The organism is Delftia sp. ASV31 (assembly GCF_016428765.1).
Lineage (GTDB): Bacteria > Pseudomonadota > Gammaproteobacteria > Burkholderiales > Burkholderiaceae_C > Comamonas > Comamonas acidovorans.
In genome coordinates, this window is the sequence record NZ_JAELTK010000082.1 from 1 (window position 1) to 17,133 (window position 17,133).

Sequence of the window (17,133 nt, forward strand, 5' to 3'; positions counted from 1 at the left end):
CCACGAGCTGGTGCGCGAAGCCGGCAAGCCCGTCTGGGACTGGGTCGCTCCAGCCAAGGATGAAGAGCTGATCGCCAAGGTGGCGGCACTGGGCGACGAAGCCCTGCGCACGGCCTACCAGATCCGCAACAAGCAAAGCCGCACGCAAGCCTGCCGCGAAGCCTACGCCGCCGTGAAGGCTGGCCTGACGGCCCAGGGCGTGGAGTTCGACGGCGTCAAGGTCGAAGGCATGCTGTTCGACATCGAGGCACGCATCGTTCGCAGCCAGATCCTGGCCGGCGAGCCGCGCATCGACGGCCGCGACACGCGCACCGTGCGCCCCATCGAAATCCGCAACTCCGTGCTGCCCCGCACGCACGGCTCGGCCCTGTTCACGCGCGGCGAGACGCAGGCCCTGGTCGTGTCCACGCTGGGCACCGAGCGCGATGCACAACGCATCGACGCGCTGGCTGGCGAGTTCGAGGACCGCTTCCTGTTCCACTACAACATGCCTCCCTTTGCCACCGGCGAAGTGGGCCGCATGGGCTCGACCAAGCGCCGCGAAATCGGCCACGGCCGTCTGGCCAAGCGCGCCCTGGCGGCCTGCCTGCCCAGCAAGGAAGAATTCCCCTACACCATCCGCGTGGTGTCGGAAATCACCGAGTCCAACGGCTCCTCGTCCATGGCTTCGGTCTGCGGCGGCTGCCTGTCGATGATGGATGCAGGCGTTCCGATGAAGGCCCACGTGGCCGGCATCGCCATGGGCCTGATCAAGGAAGACAACCGCTTCGCCGTGCTGACCGACATCCTGGGCGATGAAGATCACCTGGGCGACATGGACTTCAAGGTGGCCGGCACGACCAGCGGCATCACCGCACTGCAGATGGACATCAAGATCCAGGGCATCACCAAGGAAATCATGCAGGTCGCCCTGGCCCAGGCCAAGGAAGCGCGCATGCACATCCTGGGCAAGATGCAGGAAGCCATGGGCGAAGCCAAGGCCGAGATCTCGTCCTTCGCTCCCAAGCTGTACACGATGAAGATCAACCCCGAGAAGATCCGTGACGTGATCGGCAAGGGCGGCTCCACCATCCGTGCGCTGACCGAAGAGACCGGCACGCAGATCGACATCGGCGAAGACGGCACCATCACCATTGCCTCCAGCGATGCCGCCAAGGCCGACGAAGCCAAGCGCCGCATCGAAGAGATCACGGCCGAAGTCGAAATCGGCAAGATCTACGAAGGCCCGGTCACCAAGATCCTGGACTTCGGTGCTCTCGTGAACTTGCTGCCCGGCAAGGACGGTCTGCTGCACATCAGCCAGATCGCCCACGAGCGCGTGGAGCGCGTCGCCGACTACCTGCAGGAAGGCCAGATCATCAAGGTCAAGGTCATGGAGACCGACGAAAAGGGTCGTGTCAAGCTGTCGCTGAAGGCGCTGACCGAGCGTCCTGCCGGCATGGAGCGCAGCGACCGCCCCGCGCCTGCCGAGCGTGAGTTCCGCCAGCCGCGTGAGCCCCGCCAGCAGCGCGAGTTCCGCGAGCCGCGTGAACCCCGCGAGCCCCGTGACGGCGGCCGTCCGGCTGCCGAGGGCGAGCAGCAACAGCAACAGCAGCAGTAATGCCCGGCAAGGCCATTCCCCAAAAGGGGGTGGCCTTGCAGGTGCATGTGGTGACTGGCAAAAAGCGCTGACCTGTTCAGCGCTTGTGGCATTTTTGACAGGGATTGCGAGGTCGAAAGATGGAAAAGCAAATCATGCGTGCCGTGGAGCTCACGGACTTTGGTGCTCCCGAGGTATTGCGCCTGGGCGAGCGTCCGCTGCCCGTTGCGGGTGCGCAGGAGTTGCTGATCCAGGTGTCGGCCAGTGGTGTCAATCGCCCTGATGTGTTGCAGCGCAAGGGGCACTATGCTCCGCCGCCTGGCGCCTCCGATCTGCCCGGGCTGGAAGTGGCCGGGGTGATCGTGTCGGGCGACGACGAGGCCATGCGGCTGGCGGGCCTGCGCGTGGGAGACCGCGTGTGCGCGCTGCTGGCCGGCGGTGGCTATGCGGAGTACTGCGTTGCGCCCGTGGCCCAGTGCCTGCCCATCCCGGCAGGGCTCAGCGAGGTGGAGGCTTCGGCATTGCCCGAGACCTTCTTCACCGTCTGGAGCAATGTTTTCGACCGCGGTGCCTTGCAGGCGGGCGAAACCCTGCTGGTGCAGGGCGGCAGCAGCGGCATCGGCGTGACGGCCATCCAGTTGGCCAAGGCGCGCGGCGCAACGGTCATCGTGACCGCTGGCTCCGACGCCAAGTGCGCCGACTGCCTCAAGCTGGGTGCCGACCATGCCATCAACTACCGTACCCAGGACTTTGCCGCGGAGGTGCAGCGCATCACCGAAGGCAGGGGCGTGGACGTGATCCTTGACATGGTGGCGGGTGGCTATGTGGCGCGCGAAGTGCAAAGCCTGGCAGAGGATGGCCGCCTGGTCATCATTGCGGTGCAGGGTGGCATCAAGGCAGAGTTCGACGCGGGCCTGGTCCTGCGTCGCCGTCTGCTGGTGACGGGCTCCACACTGCGTCCGCGGCCTGTGGCTTTCAAGGCAGCCATTGCCCAGGCCCTGCGCCGCGAGGTCTGGCCGCTCATCGAGGCAGGCGGCATTCGTCCTGTGATCCATAGCACCTTTGCTGCCGCTGATGCCGACAAGGCGCACGCGCTGATGGAGTCGAGTCAGCACACCGGCAAAATCGTTTTGACGTGGTAACCATGAAGAAGAAACTCATCGTCGGCAACTGGAAGATGAATGGCAGCCTGGCTGCCAATGCCGTTTTGCTCAAGGCCCTCAAGGAGGGTGTGCCTGAAGGGGGCAATGCGGGCGTGGCTGTGGCCGTGCCTGCCGTCTATCTGGCCCAGGCCCAGGCCGAGCTTGAAGGCTCGGCCATCGGCGTGGCCGCGCAGGACGTGTCGCAGCATGAATCGGGTGCCTATACGGGCGAGCTGTCTGCAGCAATGCTTCGGGATTTTGGCGTGCGCTATGCGCTGGTGGGGCACTCGGAGCGTCGCCAATACCATGGCGAAACCGATGCCTTGGTGGCGCTGAAGGCGCAGGCTGCGCTGGCCAAGGGCGTCACGCCCATCGTCTGTGTGGGTGAAACGCTGGCGGAGCGCGAGGCGGGGCAGACCGAAGAAGTGGTCAAGCGCCAACTGGCGGCCGTGATCCACCAGGTGGGCCAGTGCATCAATGAGCTGGTCGTGGCCTATGAGCCCGTCTGGGCAATTGGCACCGGCAGGACCGCCACGCCGGAGCAGGCCCAGCAGGTGCATGCCGTGCTGCGCGCCCAGCTGGCGGCTGCCAGCCAGCAGGCCGATCGCATCGCCTTGCTGTACGGCGGCAGCATGAATGCCTCCAATGCGGCCCAGCTGCTGGCCCAGGCCGACATTGACGGTGGCTTGGTGGGCGGAGCCTCGCTCAAGGCAGCCGATTTCCTGACCATCATCGCTGCGGCCCAGTAAGCCGGGGCGGTTTTTCCATTCGCTTTTTTAGCTCTCGCGTTACTAGCAGGTACAACCAATGAATGCATTCGCAAGCGTGATCCTCGCCGTTCAGATGCTGTCGGCTCTCGGCATGATCGGCCTGATCCTGATTCAACACGGCAAGGGTGCCGACATGGGCGCCTCGTTCGGCAGCGGCAGCTCCGGCAGCCTGTTCGGTGCCTCCGGCAGCGCCAACTTCCTGTCGCGCTCCACGGCAGGCCTGGCCACGGTGTTCTTCGTGGCCACGCTGGCGCTGGCCTATCTGAGCAATGCGCGTCCCGTCAGCTCGGGCAGCGTGCTGGAAGGTGCCGCACCCATCACGGCGCCGGCTCCTGCGGCCTCTGGCGCTGCTGGCGAAGTGCCTGCTCCTGCTGCAGGCCAAGTGCCTGCTGCCGGTGCTGAAGGCGCCGCCCAGATCCCTACGAAATAATTTCGAACAAAGTCCTCGGTCCTCCGGGTCCGAGGGTTTTTCAGAGTAGAATCTAGAGATTGTTCGGTAGGCGGAATCTTTGCAACGGAGATAAAGAGCCAGCCGAAATCAAGACTTGCCGTCGTGGTGAAATTGGTAGACACGCTATCTTGAGGGGGTAGTGGCGAAAGCTGTGCGAGTTCGAGTCTCGCCGACGGCACCAAGATATAACTAAGAGCCTGCCCTGCTGATCAGGCTGATCGGTGCGGGCATGCCTTTCAAGGTAGCCGCACACGATGAACATCGACCAGTATCTTCCCGTTCTTTTGTTCATTCTCGTCGGCATGGGTGTCGGCGTAGTCCCTCTGGTACTGGGGTATGTGCTGGGTCCGAACCGGCCCGATGCCGCCAAGAACTCCCCCTATGAATGTGGCTTCGAGGCCTTCGAAGACGCGCGCATGAAGTTCGATGTGCGTTACTACCTCGTCGCCATCCTGTTCATCCTGTTTGATTTGGAAATCGCCTTTCTGCTGCCCTGGGCCGTTGCGCTTCGGGACGTGGGTGGGGCTGGTTTCGCCGCTGTCCTTATTTTCCTGACCGTTCTCGTCGTGGGCTTTGTCTACGAATGGAAGAAGGGTGCGTTGGACTGGGACTGAAGCGGGTTCACTAAGGAAACACGATGATCGAAGGCGTGATGAAAGAAGGCTTCATCACCACGAGTTACGACTCTGTGGTGAATTGGGCCAAGACGGGCTCGCTGTGGCCCATGACATTTGGTCTGGCCTGCTGCGCGGTGGAGATGATGCACGCTGCGGCGGCGCGTTACGACATCGGTCGCTTTGGCTCGGAAGTCTTCCGTGCCAGCCCGCGGCAGTCGGACCTGATGATTGTGGCCGGCACCCTGTGCAACAAGATGGCGCCCGCCATGCGCAAGGTCTATGACCAGATGTCCGAGCCCCGCTGGGTCATCTCCATGGGCTCGTGCGCCAACGGCGGCGGCTACTACCACTACAGCTATTCCGTGGTGCGCGGCTGTGACCGCATCGTGCCGGTCGATGTCTATGTGCCTGGCTGCCCTCCCACGGCGGAAGCCCTGATCTACGGCATCATCCAGCTGCAGCAGAAGATCCGCCGCACCCATACCATCGCTCGCGTCTAAGGGCCAGATGATGACTGCTATTGCGATTCACCCCGAAGTGCTTCGGGATGTGGTGGCTGCTGCCTTGGGCGACAAGGCGCGCAGCGTGACCGTGGCCTTGGGCGAGGTGACGGTCGAAGTGTCCGCCGCCCAGTATCTGGAGGCCATGCAGGTTCTGCACACCGCCCCGGATTGCCGGTTCGAGGTCCTGGTGGACCTGTGCGGCGTGGACTACTCCACCTATGCAGAAGTCGGGCGTGAAGGCCCGCGCTTTGCCGTGGTATCCCACCTGCTGTCGATCAGCCTGAACCAGCGCCTGCGCGTTCGTGTCTTTTGCACCGACGACGATTTCCCGGTGGTGGCTTCCGTCACTTCCGTCTGGGCGGGTGCTAACTGGTTCGAGCGCGAGGCGTTCGACCTGTTCGGCATCGTCTTCGACGGCCATGACGACCTGCGCCGCATCCTGACCGACTACGGCTTCATCGGCCATCCCTTCCGCAAGGACTTCCCGCTGTCGGGCCATGTGGAAATGCGCTATGACCCCGAGCAACAGCGCGTGGTGTACCAGCCGGTCACCATCGAGCCCCGCGAGATCACGCCGCGGATCATCCGCGAAGACAACTACGGGGGCCTGCACTGAAGGCGCTCCAGGCGCCTTTTTGATGGACGACCATGGCTGAAATCAAGAACTATTCCCTGAACTTTGGTCCGCAGCACCCGGCAGCGCACGGCGTGCTGCGCCTGGTGCTGGAGCTCGACGGTGAAGTGGTGCAGCGCGCAGACCCGCACATCGGTCTGCTGCACCGTGCGACAGAAAAACTGGCAGAGAGCAAGACCTACATCCAGTCGCTGCCCTATATGGACCGGCTGGACTACGTGTCCATGATGTGCAACGAGCACGCCTACTGCCTGGCCATCGAGAAGCTGCTGGGCATCGAGGTGCCCATCCGCGCCCAGTACATCCGCGTGATGTATTCGGAGATCACCCGCATCATGAATCACCTGATGTGGCTGGGCTCCAGCGGCAACGATGCGGGCAGCTCCACGACGCTGATCTACACCTTCCGTGAGCGCGAAGACCTCATGGACATGTACGAGGCGGTTTCGGGCGCGCGCATGCACGCGGCCTATTTCCGTCCGGGCGGCGTCTACCGCGACCTGCCCGACACCATGCCGCAGTACAAGGCCAGCAAGGTGCGCAATGCGCGCTCGGTCGAGATCATGAACCGCAACCGCCACGGCTCGTTGCTGGACTTCATCGACGACTTCACGCAGCGCTTCCCCAAGTGCGCCGACGAGTACGAGACCCTGCTGACCGACAACCGCATCTGGAAGCAGCGCAACGTGGACATCGGCGTGGTGACGGCCGAGCGCGCCATGAACCTGGGCCTGACCGGCCCGATGCTGCGTGCCTCCGGCGTGGCCTGGGACATGCGCAAGTCGCAGCCCTATGAGGTCTATGACCGCATGGACTTCGACGTGCCCGTGGGCAAGACCGGCGACTGCTACGACCGCTACCTGGTGCGCGTGGCCGAAATGCGCCAGTCCAACCGCATCATCAAGCAGTGCGTGGACTGGCTGCGTGCCAACCCGGGCCCGGTGATCGTGGACAACCACAAGATTGCCCCGCCGCCGCGCGAAGGCATGAAGTCCAACATGGAAGAGCTGATCCACCACTTCAAGCTCTTCACCGAAGGTTTCCGCGTGCCCGAAGGCGAGGCTTACGCGGCCATCGAACACCCCAAGGGGGAGTTCGGCATCTACATCGTGAGCGATGGGGCCAACAAGCCCTACCGCCTGAAGATCCGTCCGCCGGGATTCGCCAATCTGTCCGCCATGGACGAACTGTGCCGAGGTCACATGCTGGCCGACGCCGTGATGGTGCTGAGTACCCTGGACATCGTGTTTGGAGACGTTGACCGATGATTACCGAAGCGACCAAGGAGCGCTTTGCGCGCGAGGTGGCCAAGTACCCGGCCGACCAGAAGCAGTCTGCTGTCATGGCCTGCCTGTCCATCGTGCAGCAGGAGCAGGGCTGGGTCAGCGCCGAGAGCGAGGCCGTGATTGCCGAGTTCCTGGGCATGGCCGAGATCGCGGTGCATGAAGTCACCACGTTCTACAACATGTACAACCAGCGCCCCACGGGCACGTACAAGCTGAACGTCTGCACCAACCTGCCTTGCCAGCTGCGCGACGGCTACAAGGCGCTGCACCATCTGGAATCCCGCCTGGGCATCAAGATGGGCGAGACCACGCCTGACGGCATGTTCACGCTGCAGCAGTCCGAGTGCCTGGGCGCCTGCGCGGATTCGCCGGTGATGCTGGTGAACGACCGCTGCATGTGCAGCTTCATGAGCAACGAAAAGCTCGACGAATTGATCGACGGCCTGCGTGCCGCGGAGGGCAAGGCATGAACGCCGCCGCACAATCGGTCCTGGCCAAGTTTGCCTCTTCGGGCAGCGAGACCTGCTTTCACGACCGCCACATCAATCCGCAGATCTACGCCGACCTGACCGGCGCCAACTGGTCCATCAAGGACTACGAGGCACGCGGCGGCTATCAGGCGCTGCGCAAGATCCTGGGCAAGGATGGCAGCGAAGGCCTGACCCAGGACCAGGTGATCGCCACCGTCAAGGAATCGGGCCTGCGCGGCCGCGGCGGCGCAGGTTTCCCCACGGGCCTGAAGTGGAGCTTCATGCCCCGCCAGTTCCCGGGCCAGAAGCACCTGGTCTGCAACTCGGACGAAGGCGAGCCTGGCACCTGCAAGGACCGCGACATCCTGGTGCACAACCCGCACATCGTGATCGAGGGCATGATCATCGCGGCCTACGCGATGGGCATCTCCCTGGGCTACAACTACATCCACGGCGAAATCTTCGAAGCCTATGAGCGCTTCGAGGCCGCGCTGGAGGAAGCCCGCGCAGCCGGCTACCTGGGTGACAACATCATGGGCAGCAGCTTCAGCTTCCAGCTGCACGCGCACCATGGCTTCGGCGCCTACATCTGCGGCGAAGAGACGGCGCTGCTGGAGTCGCTGGAAGGCAAGAAGGGCCAGCCGCGCTTCAAGCCGCCGTTCCCGGCCAGCTTCGGCCTGTACGGCAAGCCCACCACCATCAACAACACCGAAACCTTTGCGGCCGTTCCCTGGATCATCCGCAACGGCGGCGCTGCGTACCTGGAGTGCGGCAAGCCCAACAACGGCGGCACCAAGATCTTCTCGGTCAGCGGTGACGTGAACCTGCCCGGCAACTACGAAGTGCCGCTGGGCACGCCCTTCAGCAAGCTGCTGGAGCTGGCGGGCGGCGTGCGCACGGGCCGCAAGCTCAAGGCGGTGATCCCCGGTGGATCGTCCTCGCCCGTGCTGCCAGCTGACATCATCATGGAATGCACGATGGACTACGATTCCATCGCCAAGGCCGGCTCCATGCTGGGCTCGGGCGCCGTGATCGTGATGGACGACTCGCGCGACATGGTCGAGAGCCTGCTGCGCCTGTCCTACTTCTACCAGCACGAGTCCTGCGGCCAGTGCACCCCTTGCCGCGAAGGCACGGGCTGGCTGTGGCGCGTGGTCAACCGAATCGAGCACGGCGAAGGCCGTCCTGAAGACATCGAGCTGTTGGACTCGGTGTCCGTGAACATCATGGGGCGCACGATCTGTGCGCTGGGCGATGCGGCAGCGATGCCGGTGCGCGCCATGATCAAGCACTTCCGCCACGAGTTTGAAGCGAAGATCCAGAACGCTTCCAAGCAGACGGTCCACGCCGCCTGATCGCGAGAAAAGCATATGGTTGAAATTGAACTGGACGGAAAAAAGGTGGAGGTCGCCGAAGGCTGCATGGTCATGCATGCAGCCGAGAAGGCAGGCACCTACATCCCGCATTTCTGCTATCACAAGAAACTTTCCATCGCCGCCAACTGCCGCATGTGCCTGGTGGATGTGGAAAAAGCCCCCAAGCCCATGCCCGCCTGCGCCACGCCCGTGACGCAGGGCATGATCGTGCGCACCAAGAGCGAGAAGGCGATCAAGGCACAGCAATCGGTGATGGAGTTCCTGCTCATCAATCACCCGCTGGACTGCCCGATCTGCGACCAGGGCGGCGAATGCCAGCTGCAGGATCTGGCCGTGGGCTACGGCAGCTCCGCCTCGCGCTACGAGGAAGAAAAGCGCGTGGTCTTCCACAAGGACGTGGGCCCGCTGATCTCCATGCAGGAGATGAGCCGCTGCATCCACTGCACCCGCTGCGTGCGCTTCGGACAGGAAGTGTCCGGCGTGATGGAGCTGGGCATGATCAACCGCGGCGAGCACTCCGAGATCACCACGGTGGTGGGCGATACGGTGGACTCCGAGCTGTCGGGCAACATGATCGACATCTGCCCCGTGGGCGCGTTGACCAGCAAGCCCTTCCGCTACAGCGCCCGCACCTGGGAGCTGTCGCGCCGCAAGTCGGTCTCGCCCCATGATTCCACGGGTGCCAACCTCATCGTCCAGGTCAAGAACCACAAGGTTCTGCGCGTCGTGCCCTTCGAGAACGAAGAGGTCAACGAGTGCTGGATCGCCGACCGCGACCGCTTCTCCTACGAGGCCCTGAACAGCGACGAGCGCCTGACCCGCCCCATGCTCAAGCAAGGCGGCGAGTGGAAGGAAGTCGATTGGCAGACCGCCCTCGAATACGTGGCCAACGGCCTGCGCCAGATCAAGAACGACCATGGCGCCTCCGCCATCGGTTCGCTGGTCAGCCCGCACAGCACGCTGGAAGAGCTGTACCTGGCAGGCAAGCTGGTGCGCGGCCTGGGCAGCGAGAACATCGACTACCGCCTGCGCAATGCCGAGTTCACCGCCGCCCAGGGCGTGCAGTGGCTGGGCACGCCCATCGCGTCGCTGTCCAAGCTGCAAGGCGTCCTGGTGCTGGGCTCCAACCTGCGCAAGGACCATCCGCTGTTCGCGCAGCGCATCCGCCAGGCTGCCAAGCAGGGCTGCGCCGTGCTCGCCATCAATGAGCGTGTCTACGACTGGGCCATGCCGGTGACGGCGTCCATCGTGGCTGCCCCGGACTGGGCCCAGGCGCTGGCCGATGTGGCCGCCGCCGTGGCGCAGGAAAAGGGCGTTGCCGCTCCCGTGGCCGCCGCCGACGTGCATGCCGAGGCCCAGGCCATCGCCGCCGCGCTGCTGCGCGGCGAGCGCAAGGCCATCTTGCTGGGCAATGCCGCTGCGCACCACGCACAGGCATCGACCCTGCTGTCTCTGGCCAACTGGATTGCCGAGCAGACCGGCGCCTCGGTCGGCTACCTGACCGAAGCCGCCAACACGGTGGGCGCACAGTGGGTGGGCGCACAGCCTGCCGCCTCGGGCCTGAACGCAGGCCAGATGCTGGCCGGCGGCCTCAAGGCCGTGCTGCTGCTGAACAACGAACCCGTGTTCGACTCCGCTGCCGGCGCCCGCGCCGCAGAGGCACTGGGCAAGGCCGAGATGGTCGTGACCCTGAGCCCCTTCAAGGCCAACATGGAGTTCAGCGACGTGCTGCTGCCCATCGCCCCGTTCACGGAAACCTCGGGCAGCTTCGTCAACGCCGAAGGCCGCCTGCAGAGCTTCCACGCCGTGGTCAAGCCGCTGGCCGAAGCCCGTCCGGGCTGGAAGGTGCTGCGCGTGCTGGCCAACCTGCTGGGCGTGCAGGGCGTGGACTACGAGACGTCGCAGGACGTGCTCGCAGCCGCCACGGCCGCTGCCACCAGCGTGCCGGCCAACCTGCTGGGCAACGGTGCGCCTGCCGTGACTTCCATCGTCAACGGTGCCGGCCATGCCGCGCCCGTGGTGGCCAGCATTTATCAGCTCGACAGCATCGTGCGCCGCGCGACATCGCTGCAACTGACGGCAGATGCACGTCAGGCTCGTGAGGGAGGCGCCGCATGATTGACGCACTCAAGACGGCCGGTGCCGGCCTGATCGCCGCACCCTGGTGGACCGACGTGGCCTGGCCCGTGCTCTGGATCCTGCTGGGCATCGTTGCCATCGTCGCCCCGCTGATGGGCGCCGTGGCCTACCTGACGCTGTGGGAGCGCAAGCTGCTGGGCTTCATGCAGGTTCGCATGGGTCCCAACCGCGTGGGTCCCTTCGGCCTGCTGCAGCCCCTGGCCGACGGCCTGAAGCTGCTGACCAAGGAACTGATCCAGCCCACGGCTGCTGCCAAGGGCCTGTTCTACGTGGGCCCGGTGATGGCCATCATGCCCGCCCTGGCGGCATGGGTGGCGATCCCCTTCGGTCCCGACGTGGCCCTGGCCAACGTCAATGCCGGCCTGCTGCTGATCATGGCCATCACGTCCATCGAAGTCTATGGCGTGATCATTGCGGGCTGGGCCTCCAACTCCAAGTACGCCTTCCTGGGCGCGCTGCGCGCCTCGGCACAGATGGTCAGCTATGAAATCGCGCTGGGCTTCTGCTTCCTGGTGGTGATCATGGTCACGGGCAGCATGAATCTGACGCAGATCGTGCTGAGCCAGGGCCAGGGCCAATTCGCCAGCATGGGTGTCAGCGTCCTGTCGTGGAACTGGCTGCCGCTGCTGCCGATCTTCGTGGTGTACCTGATCTCGGCCGTGGCCGAGACCAACCGCCACCCCTTCGACGTGGTCGAAGGCGAAGCCGAAATCGTGGCTGGCCACATGGTCGAGTACTCGGGCATGGGCTTTGCCATCTTCTTCCTGGCCGAATACGCCAGCATGTGGCTGGTGTCCATCCTGGCCGTGGTGATGTTCCTGGGCGGCTGGCTGCCTCCGTTCGACTTCCTGTCGTTCATCCCCGGATGGATCTGGCTGGCGGCGAAGACTTTCCTGGTCGTGTCCATGTTCATCTGGATCCGTGCCACCTTCCCGCGCTTTCGCTATGACCAGATCATGCGTCTGGGCTGGAAGATCTTCATTCCCGTCACCCTGGTGTGGCTGGTCGTCGTGGGTGGCTGGATGCACTCGCCTTGGAACATCTGGAACTGAGCGGAGCAAGAATGTCTGCGGTTGCTGCTACCCCATTTTCGATCAAAGATTTCCTCAAGAGCTTCATGCTCTGGGAACTGGCCAAGGGCATGGCCCTGACTGGCCGCTACACCTTCCGCCGCAAGGTCACGGTGCAGTTCCCCGAGGAAAAGACACCCCTGTCGCCGCGTTTTCGCGGACTGCACGCCCTGCGCCGTTATGACAACGGCGAAGAGCGCTGCATTGCCTGCAAGCTGTGCGAGGCGGTGTGCCCGGCCATGGCCATCACCATCGAGTCCGATGTGCGTGACGACGGCTCGCGCCGCACCACGCGCTACGACATCGACCTGACCAAGTGCATCTTCTGCGGCTTCTGCGAGGAAAGCTGCCCGGTGGACTCGATCGTCGAGACGCATATCTTCGAATACCACGGAGAAAAGCGCGGCGACCTGTACTTCACCAAGGACATGCTGCTGGCCGTTGGCGATCGCTACGAACCCGAGATTGCCGCCGCCAAGGCTGCGGACGCCAAGTACCGCTGAAGCGGCTCCTTGATCACTTGAAAAGATTCGATCCATGGACGCCAAAACTGGTTTCTTCTATCTGTTCTCGGTCGTGCTGCTGTTTGCAGCCTTCCGGGTCGTCACGGCGCGCAACCCCGTGCATGCCGTGCTCAACCTGATCCTGGCCTTCTCGCAGGCTGCCGGCATCTGGCTTCTGCTCAAGGCCGAGTTCCTGGGCGTGACCCTGGTGCTGGTCTACCTGGGCGCCGTGATGGTGCTGTTCCTGTTCGTGGTGATGATGCTGGACATCCGCATCGACGCCGTGCGCCAGGGGTTCTGGAAGCATTTCCCCTTCGCTGCCCTGATCGGCGCACTGATTGCCTTTGAAATGGGCATGGTGCTGATGGGCGGCTTCAGCGGCGTCGAGGAGCCCAAGGCCATTGCGGCCACGGTCAACGCTGCCGGCCAGACCGTGCAGTACTCCAACACCCAGGCCCTGGGCAAGCTGCTGTACACCGAATACCTGTACCCCGTCGAGATCGCTGCCGTGATCCTGCTGGTGGCCATGATTGCCGCCATCGCCCTGACCCTGCGCAAGCGCAAGGACAGCAAGGCAGTGAACCCGGCCCAGCAGATCCGCGTGCGCGCAAAGGATCGCCTCGAGCTGGTCAAGGTGCCGGTCACCCAGGCGCCGCAGGCACCGGCCGCCGAGGCAACCCCCGCCGTGGAGACAAAAGCATGACGTTGACTTTGGGCCATTATTTGACGCTGGGCGCCATGCTGTTCGCGCTCTCCGTCGTTGGCATTTTTCTGAACCGCAAGAACCTGATCGTGCTGCTGATGGCCATCGAGCTGATGCTCCTGGCCGTCAACACCAACTTCGTGGCGTTCTCCAGCTATCTGGGTGACATGCACGGCCAGGTGTTCGTGTTCTTCATCCTGACAGTGGCAGCCGCCGAGTCGGCCATCGGTCTGGCGATCCTGGTGCTTCTGTTCCGCAACAAGACCAGCATCAATGCGGAAGATCTCAACTCCCTCAAGGGTTGAGTCCGCCGTAACTTGCAAGGTTCTTAAGAATGAGTCAAACACTCTCTGCATCCATGCTCCTGGCGGTGCCGCTGGCACCGCTGGCGGGCTCCGTGCTCGCGGGCATCTGGGGCACGGCCTTCGGCGGCAACAAGATCGGTCGCGGCGGCAGCCATACCCTCACCATCGCGGGCGTGCTGATCGCCTTCATCCTGTCGGCCATCACGTTCAACAGCGTGATCTTCGACGGCGCGCGCTTCGACCAGTCCATCTATACCTGGATGGAAATCGGCGGCCTGAAGATGGAGGTCGGTTTCCTGATCGACAGCATCACGGCCATGATGATGTGCGTGGTGACCTTCGTGTCGCTGATGGTGCACATCTACACCATCGGCTACATGCAGGAAGATGACGGCTACAACCGTTTCTTCTCCTACATCTCGCTGTTCACCTTCTCCATGTTGATGCTCGTCATGAGCAACAACCTGCTGCAGCTGTTCTTCGGCTGGGAAGCCGTGGGCCTGGTGTCCTATCTGCTGATCGGCTTCTACTACAACAAGCCCACGGCCATCTTCGCCAACATGAAGGCCTTCCTGGTCAACCGTGTGGGTGACTTCGGCTTCATCCTGGGCATCGGCCTGATCGCTGCCTACACCGGCACCATGAACTACGGCGAAATCTTCGCCAAGCTGCCCGAGATCCAGAACACCCTGCTGCCGGGCACCGGCTGGCTGCTGGTGACGGTGACGGCCATCTGCCTGTTCATCGGCGCCATGGGCAAGTCGGCACAGTTCCCGCTGCACGCCTGGCTGCCCGATTCGATGGAAGGCCCGACCCCCATCTCGGCACTGATCCACGCCGCCACCATGGTGACGGCCGGCATCTTCATGGTCTCGCGCATGTCGCCGCTGTACGAGCTGTCGGACACGGCACTGAGCTTCATCCTGGTGATCGGCTCCATCACGGCGCTGTTCATGGGCGTGCTGGGCATCATCCAGAACGACATCAAGCGCGTGATCGCGTACTCCACGCTGTCGCAGCTGGGTTACATGACCGTGGCCCTGGGTGCCTCCGCCTACTCGGTGGCCGTGTTCCACCTGATGACCCACGCCTTCTTCAAGGCCCTGCTGTTCCTTGGCGCCGGCTCGGTGATCATGGGCATGCACCACAACCAGGACATCCGCTGGATGGGCGGCGTGCGCAAGTACATGCCCATCACCTGGATCACCTTCCTGCTGGGCAACCTGGCTCTGATCGGTACGCCGTTCTTCTCGGGCTTCTACTCGAAGGACGCCATCATCGAAGCCGTGCACGCCACGAACCTGCCGGGCGCAGGCTTCGCGAACTTCGCGGTGCTGGCCGGCGTGTTCATCACGGCCTTCTACTCCTTCCGCCTGTACTTCATCGTCTTCCACGGCAAGGAGCGCTACGACCAGAACCCGGACGCGCACCACGATGACCACCACGGTCACGATGACCACCACGGCCATGGCCACGATGCCAAGCCGCACGAGTCGCCCCTGGTCGTGACCGGCCCGCTGATGCTGCTGGCCATCCCCTCGGTGGTGATCGGTGCCATCGCGCTGATGCCCATGCTGTTCGGCGACTTCTTCAAGGGCGTGATCCACGTCGATGGTGCAAAGCACGGCGCCATGGCCGAACTGGCCGAGAAGATCCACGGCTGGCTGCCCATGGCACTGCACGGCTTCACGGCCGCGCCGTTCTGGCTGGCACTGGCAGGCGTCGTCGTCTCCTACCTGTTCTACATGGTCAAGCCCGAAGTCCCTGCGGCCATCAAGTCGGCCATGCAGAAGATCGGTGTCTACCAGGCACTGGAAGGCAAGTACGGCGTGGACTGGGTCTACGAAAACATCTTCGCCCGTGGTGCTCGCGCCTTCGGCAGCTTCTTCTGGAAGGTCGGCGACCAGGCCATCATCGATGGCGCCATCGTCAACGGTTCGTGGAAGCTCATCGGCCGCATCGGCCAGTGGGTGCGCAAGCTGCAGTCGGGCTATCTCTATCACTACGCGTTGGTCATGCTGCTGGGCGTGTTCGCTCTCATGACGTATTTCGTGTGGCTCAACAAGTAGTAGAGGAAGAACAAAAATGCATTGGTTGAGTCTTTCAATCTGGGTGCCGATCGCATTCGGCGCCCTCCTGCTGGCCCTGGGCCGCGAGGATCAGGTCAAGGCAGTGCGCTGGCTGGCCCTGGTCGGCGCCCTGGCCGGCCTGGCGGTCACGCTGCCGCTGATCCAGCAGTTCGACAACAGCACGGCTGCGATGCAGTTCGTGGAGAAGGCACTGTGGATCGAGCGCTTCAACATCTACTACCACCTGGGCGTGGATGGCATCTCGTTCTGGTTCGTGCCGCTGACGGCCTTCATCACCGTGATCGTCGTGATCGCGTCGTGGGAAAACATCACCGAGCGCGTGAACCAGTACATGGGCGCGTTCCTGATCCTGTCCGGCCTGATGGTCGGCGTGTTCAGCGCACTGGACGGCCTGCTGTTCTACGTGTTCTTCGAAGCCACGCTGATCCCGATGTACCTGATCATCGGTATCTGGGGCGGCCCCAACCGCATCTACGCGGCCTTCAAGTTCTTCCTGTACACGCTGATGGGTTCGCTGCTGACCCTGATCGCGATCATCTATCTGTACACCCAGTCCGGTGGCAGCTTCGAGATCCTCGACTGGCACAAGCTGCCGCTGTCCATGACGGCACAGACGCTGATCTTCTTCGCCTTCTTCGCGGCCTTCGCCGTGAAGGTGCCGATGTGGCCGGTGCACACCTGGCTGCCCGACGTGCACGTGGAAGCGCCCACCGGCGGCTCCGCCGTGCTGGCCGCCATCATGCTGAAGCTCGGTGCCTACGGTTTCCTGCGCTTTTCCATGCCCATCGCCCCTGATGCATCGCACAAGTGGGCCTGGCTGGTCATCGCGCTGTCGCTGGTCGCCGTGATCTACGTGGGCGTGGTCGCCCTGGTGCAAAAGGACATGAAGAAGCTGGTGGCCTACTCGTCCGTTGCCCACATGGGCTTCGTGACCCTGGGCTTCTTCATCTTCAACCCGCTGGGCGTTGCCGGCGGCATCGTGCAGATGATTGCCCACGGCTTCGTGTCGGGCGCCATGTTCCTGTGCATCGGCGTGCTCTACGACCGCGTGCACTCGCGTGAAATCGCCTCCTACGGCGGCGTGGTCAACACCATGCCCAAGTTCGCGGCCTTCGCACTGCTGTTCGCCATGGCCAACTGCGGCCTGCCCGCAACGGCCGGCTTCGTGGGCGAGTGGATGGTGATCCTGGGTGCCGTCCAGTACAACTTCTGGATCGGCCTGGGCGCTGCCACGGCGCTGATCTTCGGCGCCGCCTACACCCTGTGGATGTACAAGCGCGTCTACCTGGGTCCGGTCACCAACGACAATGTGCGCGGCCTGACCGACATCGGCAACCGCGAGTTCCTGGTGCTGGGTCTGCTGGCCATCGCCGTGCTGTACATGGGTCTGTATCCCAAGCCCTTCACTGACGTGATGGATGTGTCCGTGGCCGAGCTGCTCAAGCATGTGGCCATGAGCAAGCTGCAGTGACCAGACTGAAACGAGAGAATCGAG

17 protein-coding genes and 1 tRNA gene are annotated in these 17,133 nt (G+C 63.5%); all 18 read left to right on the forward strand.

From position 1 onward, the window contains the following. On the forward strand, positions 1-1,600 hold a 1,600-nt coding region (gene pnp / locus JHD82_RS23330), incomplete at its 5' end, for a polyribonucleotide nucleotidyltransferase (RefSeq protein ID WP_199139046.1). A gap of 119 nt (positions 1,601-1,719) precedes the next feature. Then, positions 1,720-2,721 (forward strand): NAD(P)H-quinone oxidoreductase, encoded by a 1,002-nt coding sequence (locus JHD82_RS23335; protein WP_012206982.1) that lies wholly within the window; start codon positions 1,720-1,722, stop codon positions 2,719-2,721. A gap of 2 nt (positions 2,722-2,723) precedes the next feature. Further along, positions 2,724-3,470, forward strand: coding sequence for a triose-phosphate isomerase (gene tpiA / locus JHD82_RS23340; RefSeq protein ID WP_199139047.1), 747 nt, complete (start codon positions 2,724-2,726; stop codon positions 3,468-3,470). 58 nt (positions 3,471-3,528) lie between these two features. Beyond that, a complete protein-coding gene (gene secG, locus JHD82_RS23345; protein WP_199139048.1) occupies positions 3,529-3,921 on the forward strand; it encodes a preprotein translocase subunit SecG in 393 nt (130 codons plus the stop codon). A gap of 117 nt (positions 3,922-4,038) precedes the next feature. Then, positions 4,039-4,123: transfer RNA gene (locus tag JHD82_RS23350), tRNA-Leu, on the forward strand. A gap of 73 nt (positions 4,124-4,196) precedes the next feature. Beyond that, positions 4,197-4,556: an NADH-quinone oxidoreductase subunit A gene (locus JHD82_RS23355; protein ID WP_012206979.1), complete on the forward strand. Its 360-nt coding sequence runs from the start codon at positions 4,197-4,199 to the stop codon at positions 4,554-4,556. 23 nt (positions 4,557-4,579) lie between these two features. Beyond that, complete coding sequence (locus JHD82_RS23360; protein ID WP_012206978.1) at positions 4,580-5,059, forward strand: NADH-quinone oxidoreductase subunit B family protein; 480 nt, start codon at positions 4,580-4,582, stop codon at positions 5,057-5,059. A gap of 10 nt (positions 5,060-5,069) precedes the next feature. Continuing rightward, the gene (locus tag JHD82_RS23365) at positions 5,070-5,678 is read left to right on the forward strand and encodes an NADH-quinone oxidoreductase subunit C (protein WP_043783660.1); all 609 of its coding nucleotides are present in this window, start codon (positions 5,070-5,072) and stop codon (positions 5,676-5,678) included. 32 nt (positions 5,679-5,710) lie between these two features. After that, positions 5,711-6,964, forward strand: a complete 1,254-nt coding sequence (locus JHD82_RS23370) for an NADH-quinone oxidoreductase subunit D (RefSeq protein ID WP_012206976.1) — start codon at positions 5,711-5,713, stop codon at positions 6,962-6,964. After that, a complete protein-coding gene (gene nuoE, locus JHD82_RS23375) occupies positions 6,961-7,452 on the forward strand; it encodes an NADH-quinone oxidoreductase subunit NuoE (protein ID WP_012206975.1) in 492 nt (163 codons plus the stop codon). Before JHD82_RS23370 ends, nuoE begins: the two co-directional genes overlap by 4 nt. Continuing rightward, positions 7,449-8,807, forward strand: coding sequence for an NADH-quinone oxidoreductase subunit NuoF (gene nuoF / locus JHD82_RS23380; RefSeq protein ID WP_034396578.1), 1,359 nt, complete (start codon positions 7,449-7,451; stop codon positions 8,805-8,807). The genes nuoE and nuoF overlap by 4 nt, the downstream gene beginning before the upstream one ends. A gap of 15 nt (positions 8,808-8,822) precedes the next feature. Beyond that, a complete protein-coding gene (nuoG, locus tag JHD82_RS23385) occupies positions 8,823-10,946 on the forward strand; it encodes an NADH-quinone oxidoreductase subunit NuoG (protein ID WP_199139049.1) in 2,124 nt (707 codons plus the stop codon). Continuing rightward, a complete protein-coding gene (nuoH, locus tag JHD82_RS23390) occupies positions 10,943-12,019 on the forward strand; it encodes an NADH-quinone oxidoreductase subunit NuoH (RefSeq protein ID WP_013801064.1) in 1,077 nt (358 codons plus the stop codon). The genes nuoG and nuoH overlap by 4 nt, the downstream gene beginning before the upstream one ends. Before the next feature lie 11 nt (positions 12,020-12,030). Further along, complete coding sequence (gene nuoI / locus JHD82_RS23395) at positions 12,031-12,540, forward strand: NADH-quinone oxidoreductase subunit NuoI (protein ID WP_012206971.1); 510 nt, start codon at positions 12,031-12,033, stop codon at positions 12,538-12,540. Between the two features lie 34 nt (positions 12,541-12,574). Then, positions 12,575-13,243: an NADH-quinone oxidoreductase subunit J gene (locus JHD82_RS23400; RefSeq protein WP_012206970.1), complete on the forward strand. Its 669-nt coding sequence runs from the start codon at positions 12,575-12,577 to the stop codon at positions 13,241-13,243. Continuing rightward, positions 13,240-13,548 (forward strand): NADH-quinone oxidoreductase subunit NuoK, encoded by a 309-nt coding sequence (gene nuoK / locus JHD82_RS23405; protein ID WP_012206969.1) that lies wholly within the window; start codon positions 13,240-13,242, stop codon positions 13,546-13,548. Before JHD82_RS23400 ends, nuoK begins: the two co-directional genes overlap by 4 nt. Positions 13,549-13,601: 53 nt before the next feature. Next, positions 13,602-15,617, forward strand: coding sequence for an NADH-quinone oxidoreductase subunit L (nuoL, locus tag JHD82_RS23410; protein ID WP_233174864.1), 2,016 nt, complete (start codon positions 13,602-13,604; stop codon positions 15,615-15,617). Positions 15,618-15,633: 16 nt separating this feature from the next. Then, on the forward strand, positions 15,634-17,109 hold the full coding sequence (locus tag JHD82_RS23415) for an NADH-quinone oxidoreductase subunit M (protein ID WP_012206967.1): 1,476 nt from the start codon (positions 15,634-15,636) through the stop codon (positions 17,107-17,109). Positions 17,110-17,133 lie beyond the last annotated feature (24 nt).

Excerpts from the sequence above, each read along its gene's own strand:
- JHD82_RS23400 (WP_012206970.1), top strand. The coding sequence starts at position 12,575 with ATGGACGCCAAAACTGGTTTCTTCTATCTGTTCTCGGTCGTGCTGCTG.
- nuoL (WP_233174864.1), top strand. The coding sequence starts at position 13,602 with ATGCTCCTGGCGGTGCCGCTGGCACCGCTGGCGGGCTCCGTGCTCGCG.
- secG (WP_199139048.1), top strand. The coding sequence starts at position 3,529 with ATGAATGCATTCGCAAGCGTGATCCTCGCCGTTCAGATGCTGTCGGCT.
- nuoG (WP_199139049.1), top strand. The coding sequence starts at position 8,823 with ATGGTTGAAATTGAACTGGACGGAAAAAAGGTGGAGGTCGCCGAAGGC.
- JHD82_RS23360 (WP_012206978.1), top strand. The coding sequence starts at position 4,580 with ATGATCGAAGGCGTGATGAAAGAAGGCTTCATCACCACGAGTTACGAC.
- nuoH (WP_013801064.1), top strand. The coding sequence starts at position 10,943 with ATGATTGACGCACTCAAGACGGCCGGTGCCGGCCTGATCGCCGCACCC.
- nuoK (WP_012206969.1), top strand. The coding sequence starts at position 13,240 with ATGACGTTGACTTTGGGCCATTATTTGACGCTGGGCGCCATGCTGTTC.
- JHD82_RS23415 (WP_012206967.1), top strand. The coding sequence starts at position 15,634 with ATGCATTGGTTGAGTCTTTCAATCTGGGTGCCGATCGCATTCGGCGCC.
- nuoE (WP_012206975.1), top strand. The coding sequence starts at position 6,961 with ATGATTACCGAAGCGACCAAGGAGCGCTTTGCGCGCGAGGTGGCCAAG.
- tpiA (WP_199139047.1), top strand. The coding sequence starts at position 2,724 with ATGAAGAAGAAACTCATCGTCGGCAACTGGAAGATGAATGGCAGCCTG.
- JHD82_RS23365 (WP_043783660.1), top strand. The coding sequence starts at position 5,070 with ATGACTGCTATTGCGATTCACCCCGAAGTGCTTCGGGATGTGGTGGCT.
- JHD82_RS23355 (WP_012206979.1), top strand. The coding sequence starts at position 4,197 with ATGAACATCGACCAGTATCTTCCCGTTCTTTTGTTCATTCTCGTCGGC.
- JHD82_RS23335 (WP_012206982.1), top strand. The coding sequence starts at position 1,720 with ATGGAAAAGCAAATCATGCGTGCCGTGGAGCTCACGGACTTTGGTGCT.
- nuoF (WP_034396578.1), top strand. The coding sequence starts at position 7,449 with ATGAACGCCGCCGCACAATCGGTCCTGGCCAAGTTTGCCTCTTCGGGC.
- JHD82_RS23370 (WP_012206976.1), top strand. The coding sequence starts at position 5,711 with ATGGCTGAAATCAAGAACTATTCCCTGAACTTTGGTCCGCAGCACCCG.
- nuoI (WP_012206971.1), top strand. The coding sequence starts at position 12,031 with ATGTCTGCGGTTGCTGCTACCCCATTTTCGATCAAAGATTTCCTCAAG.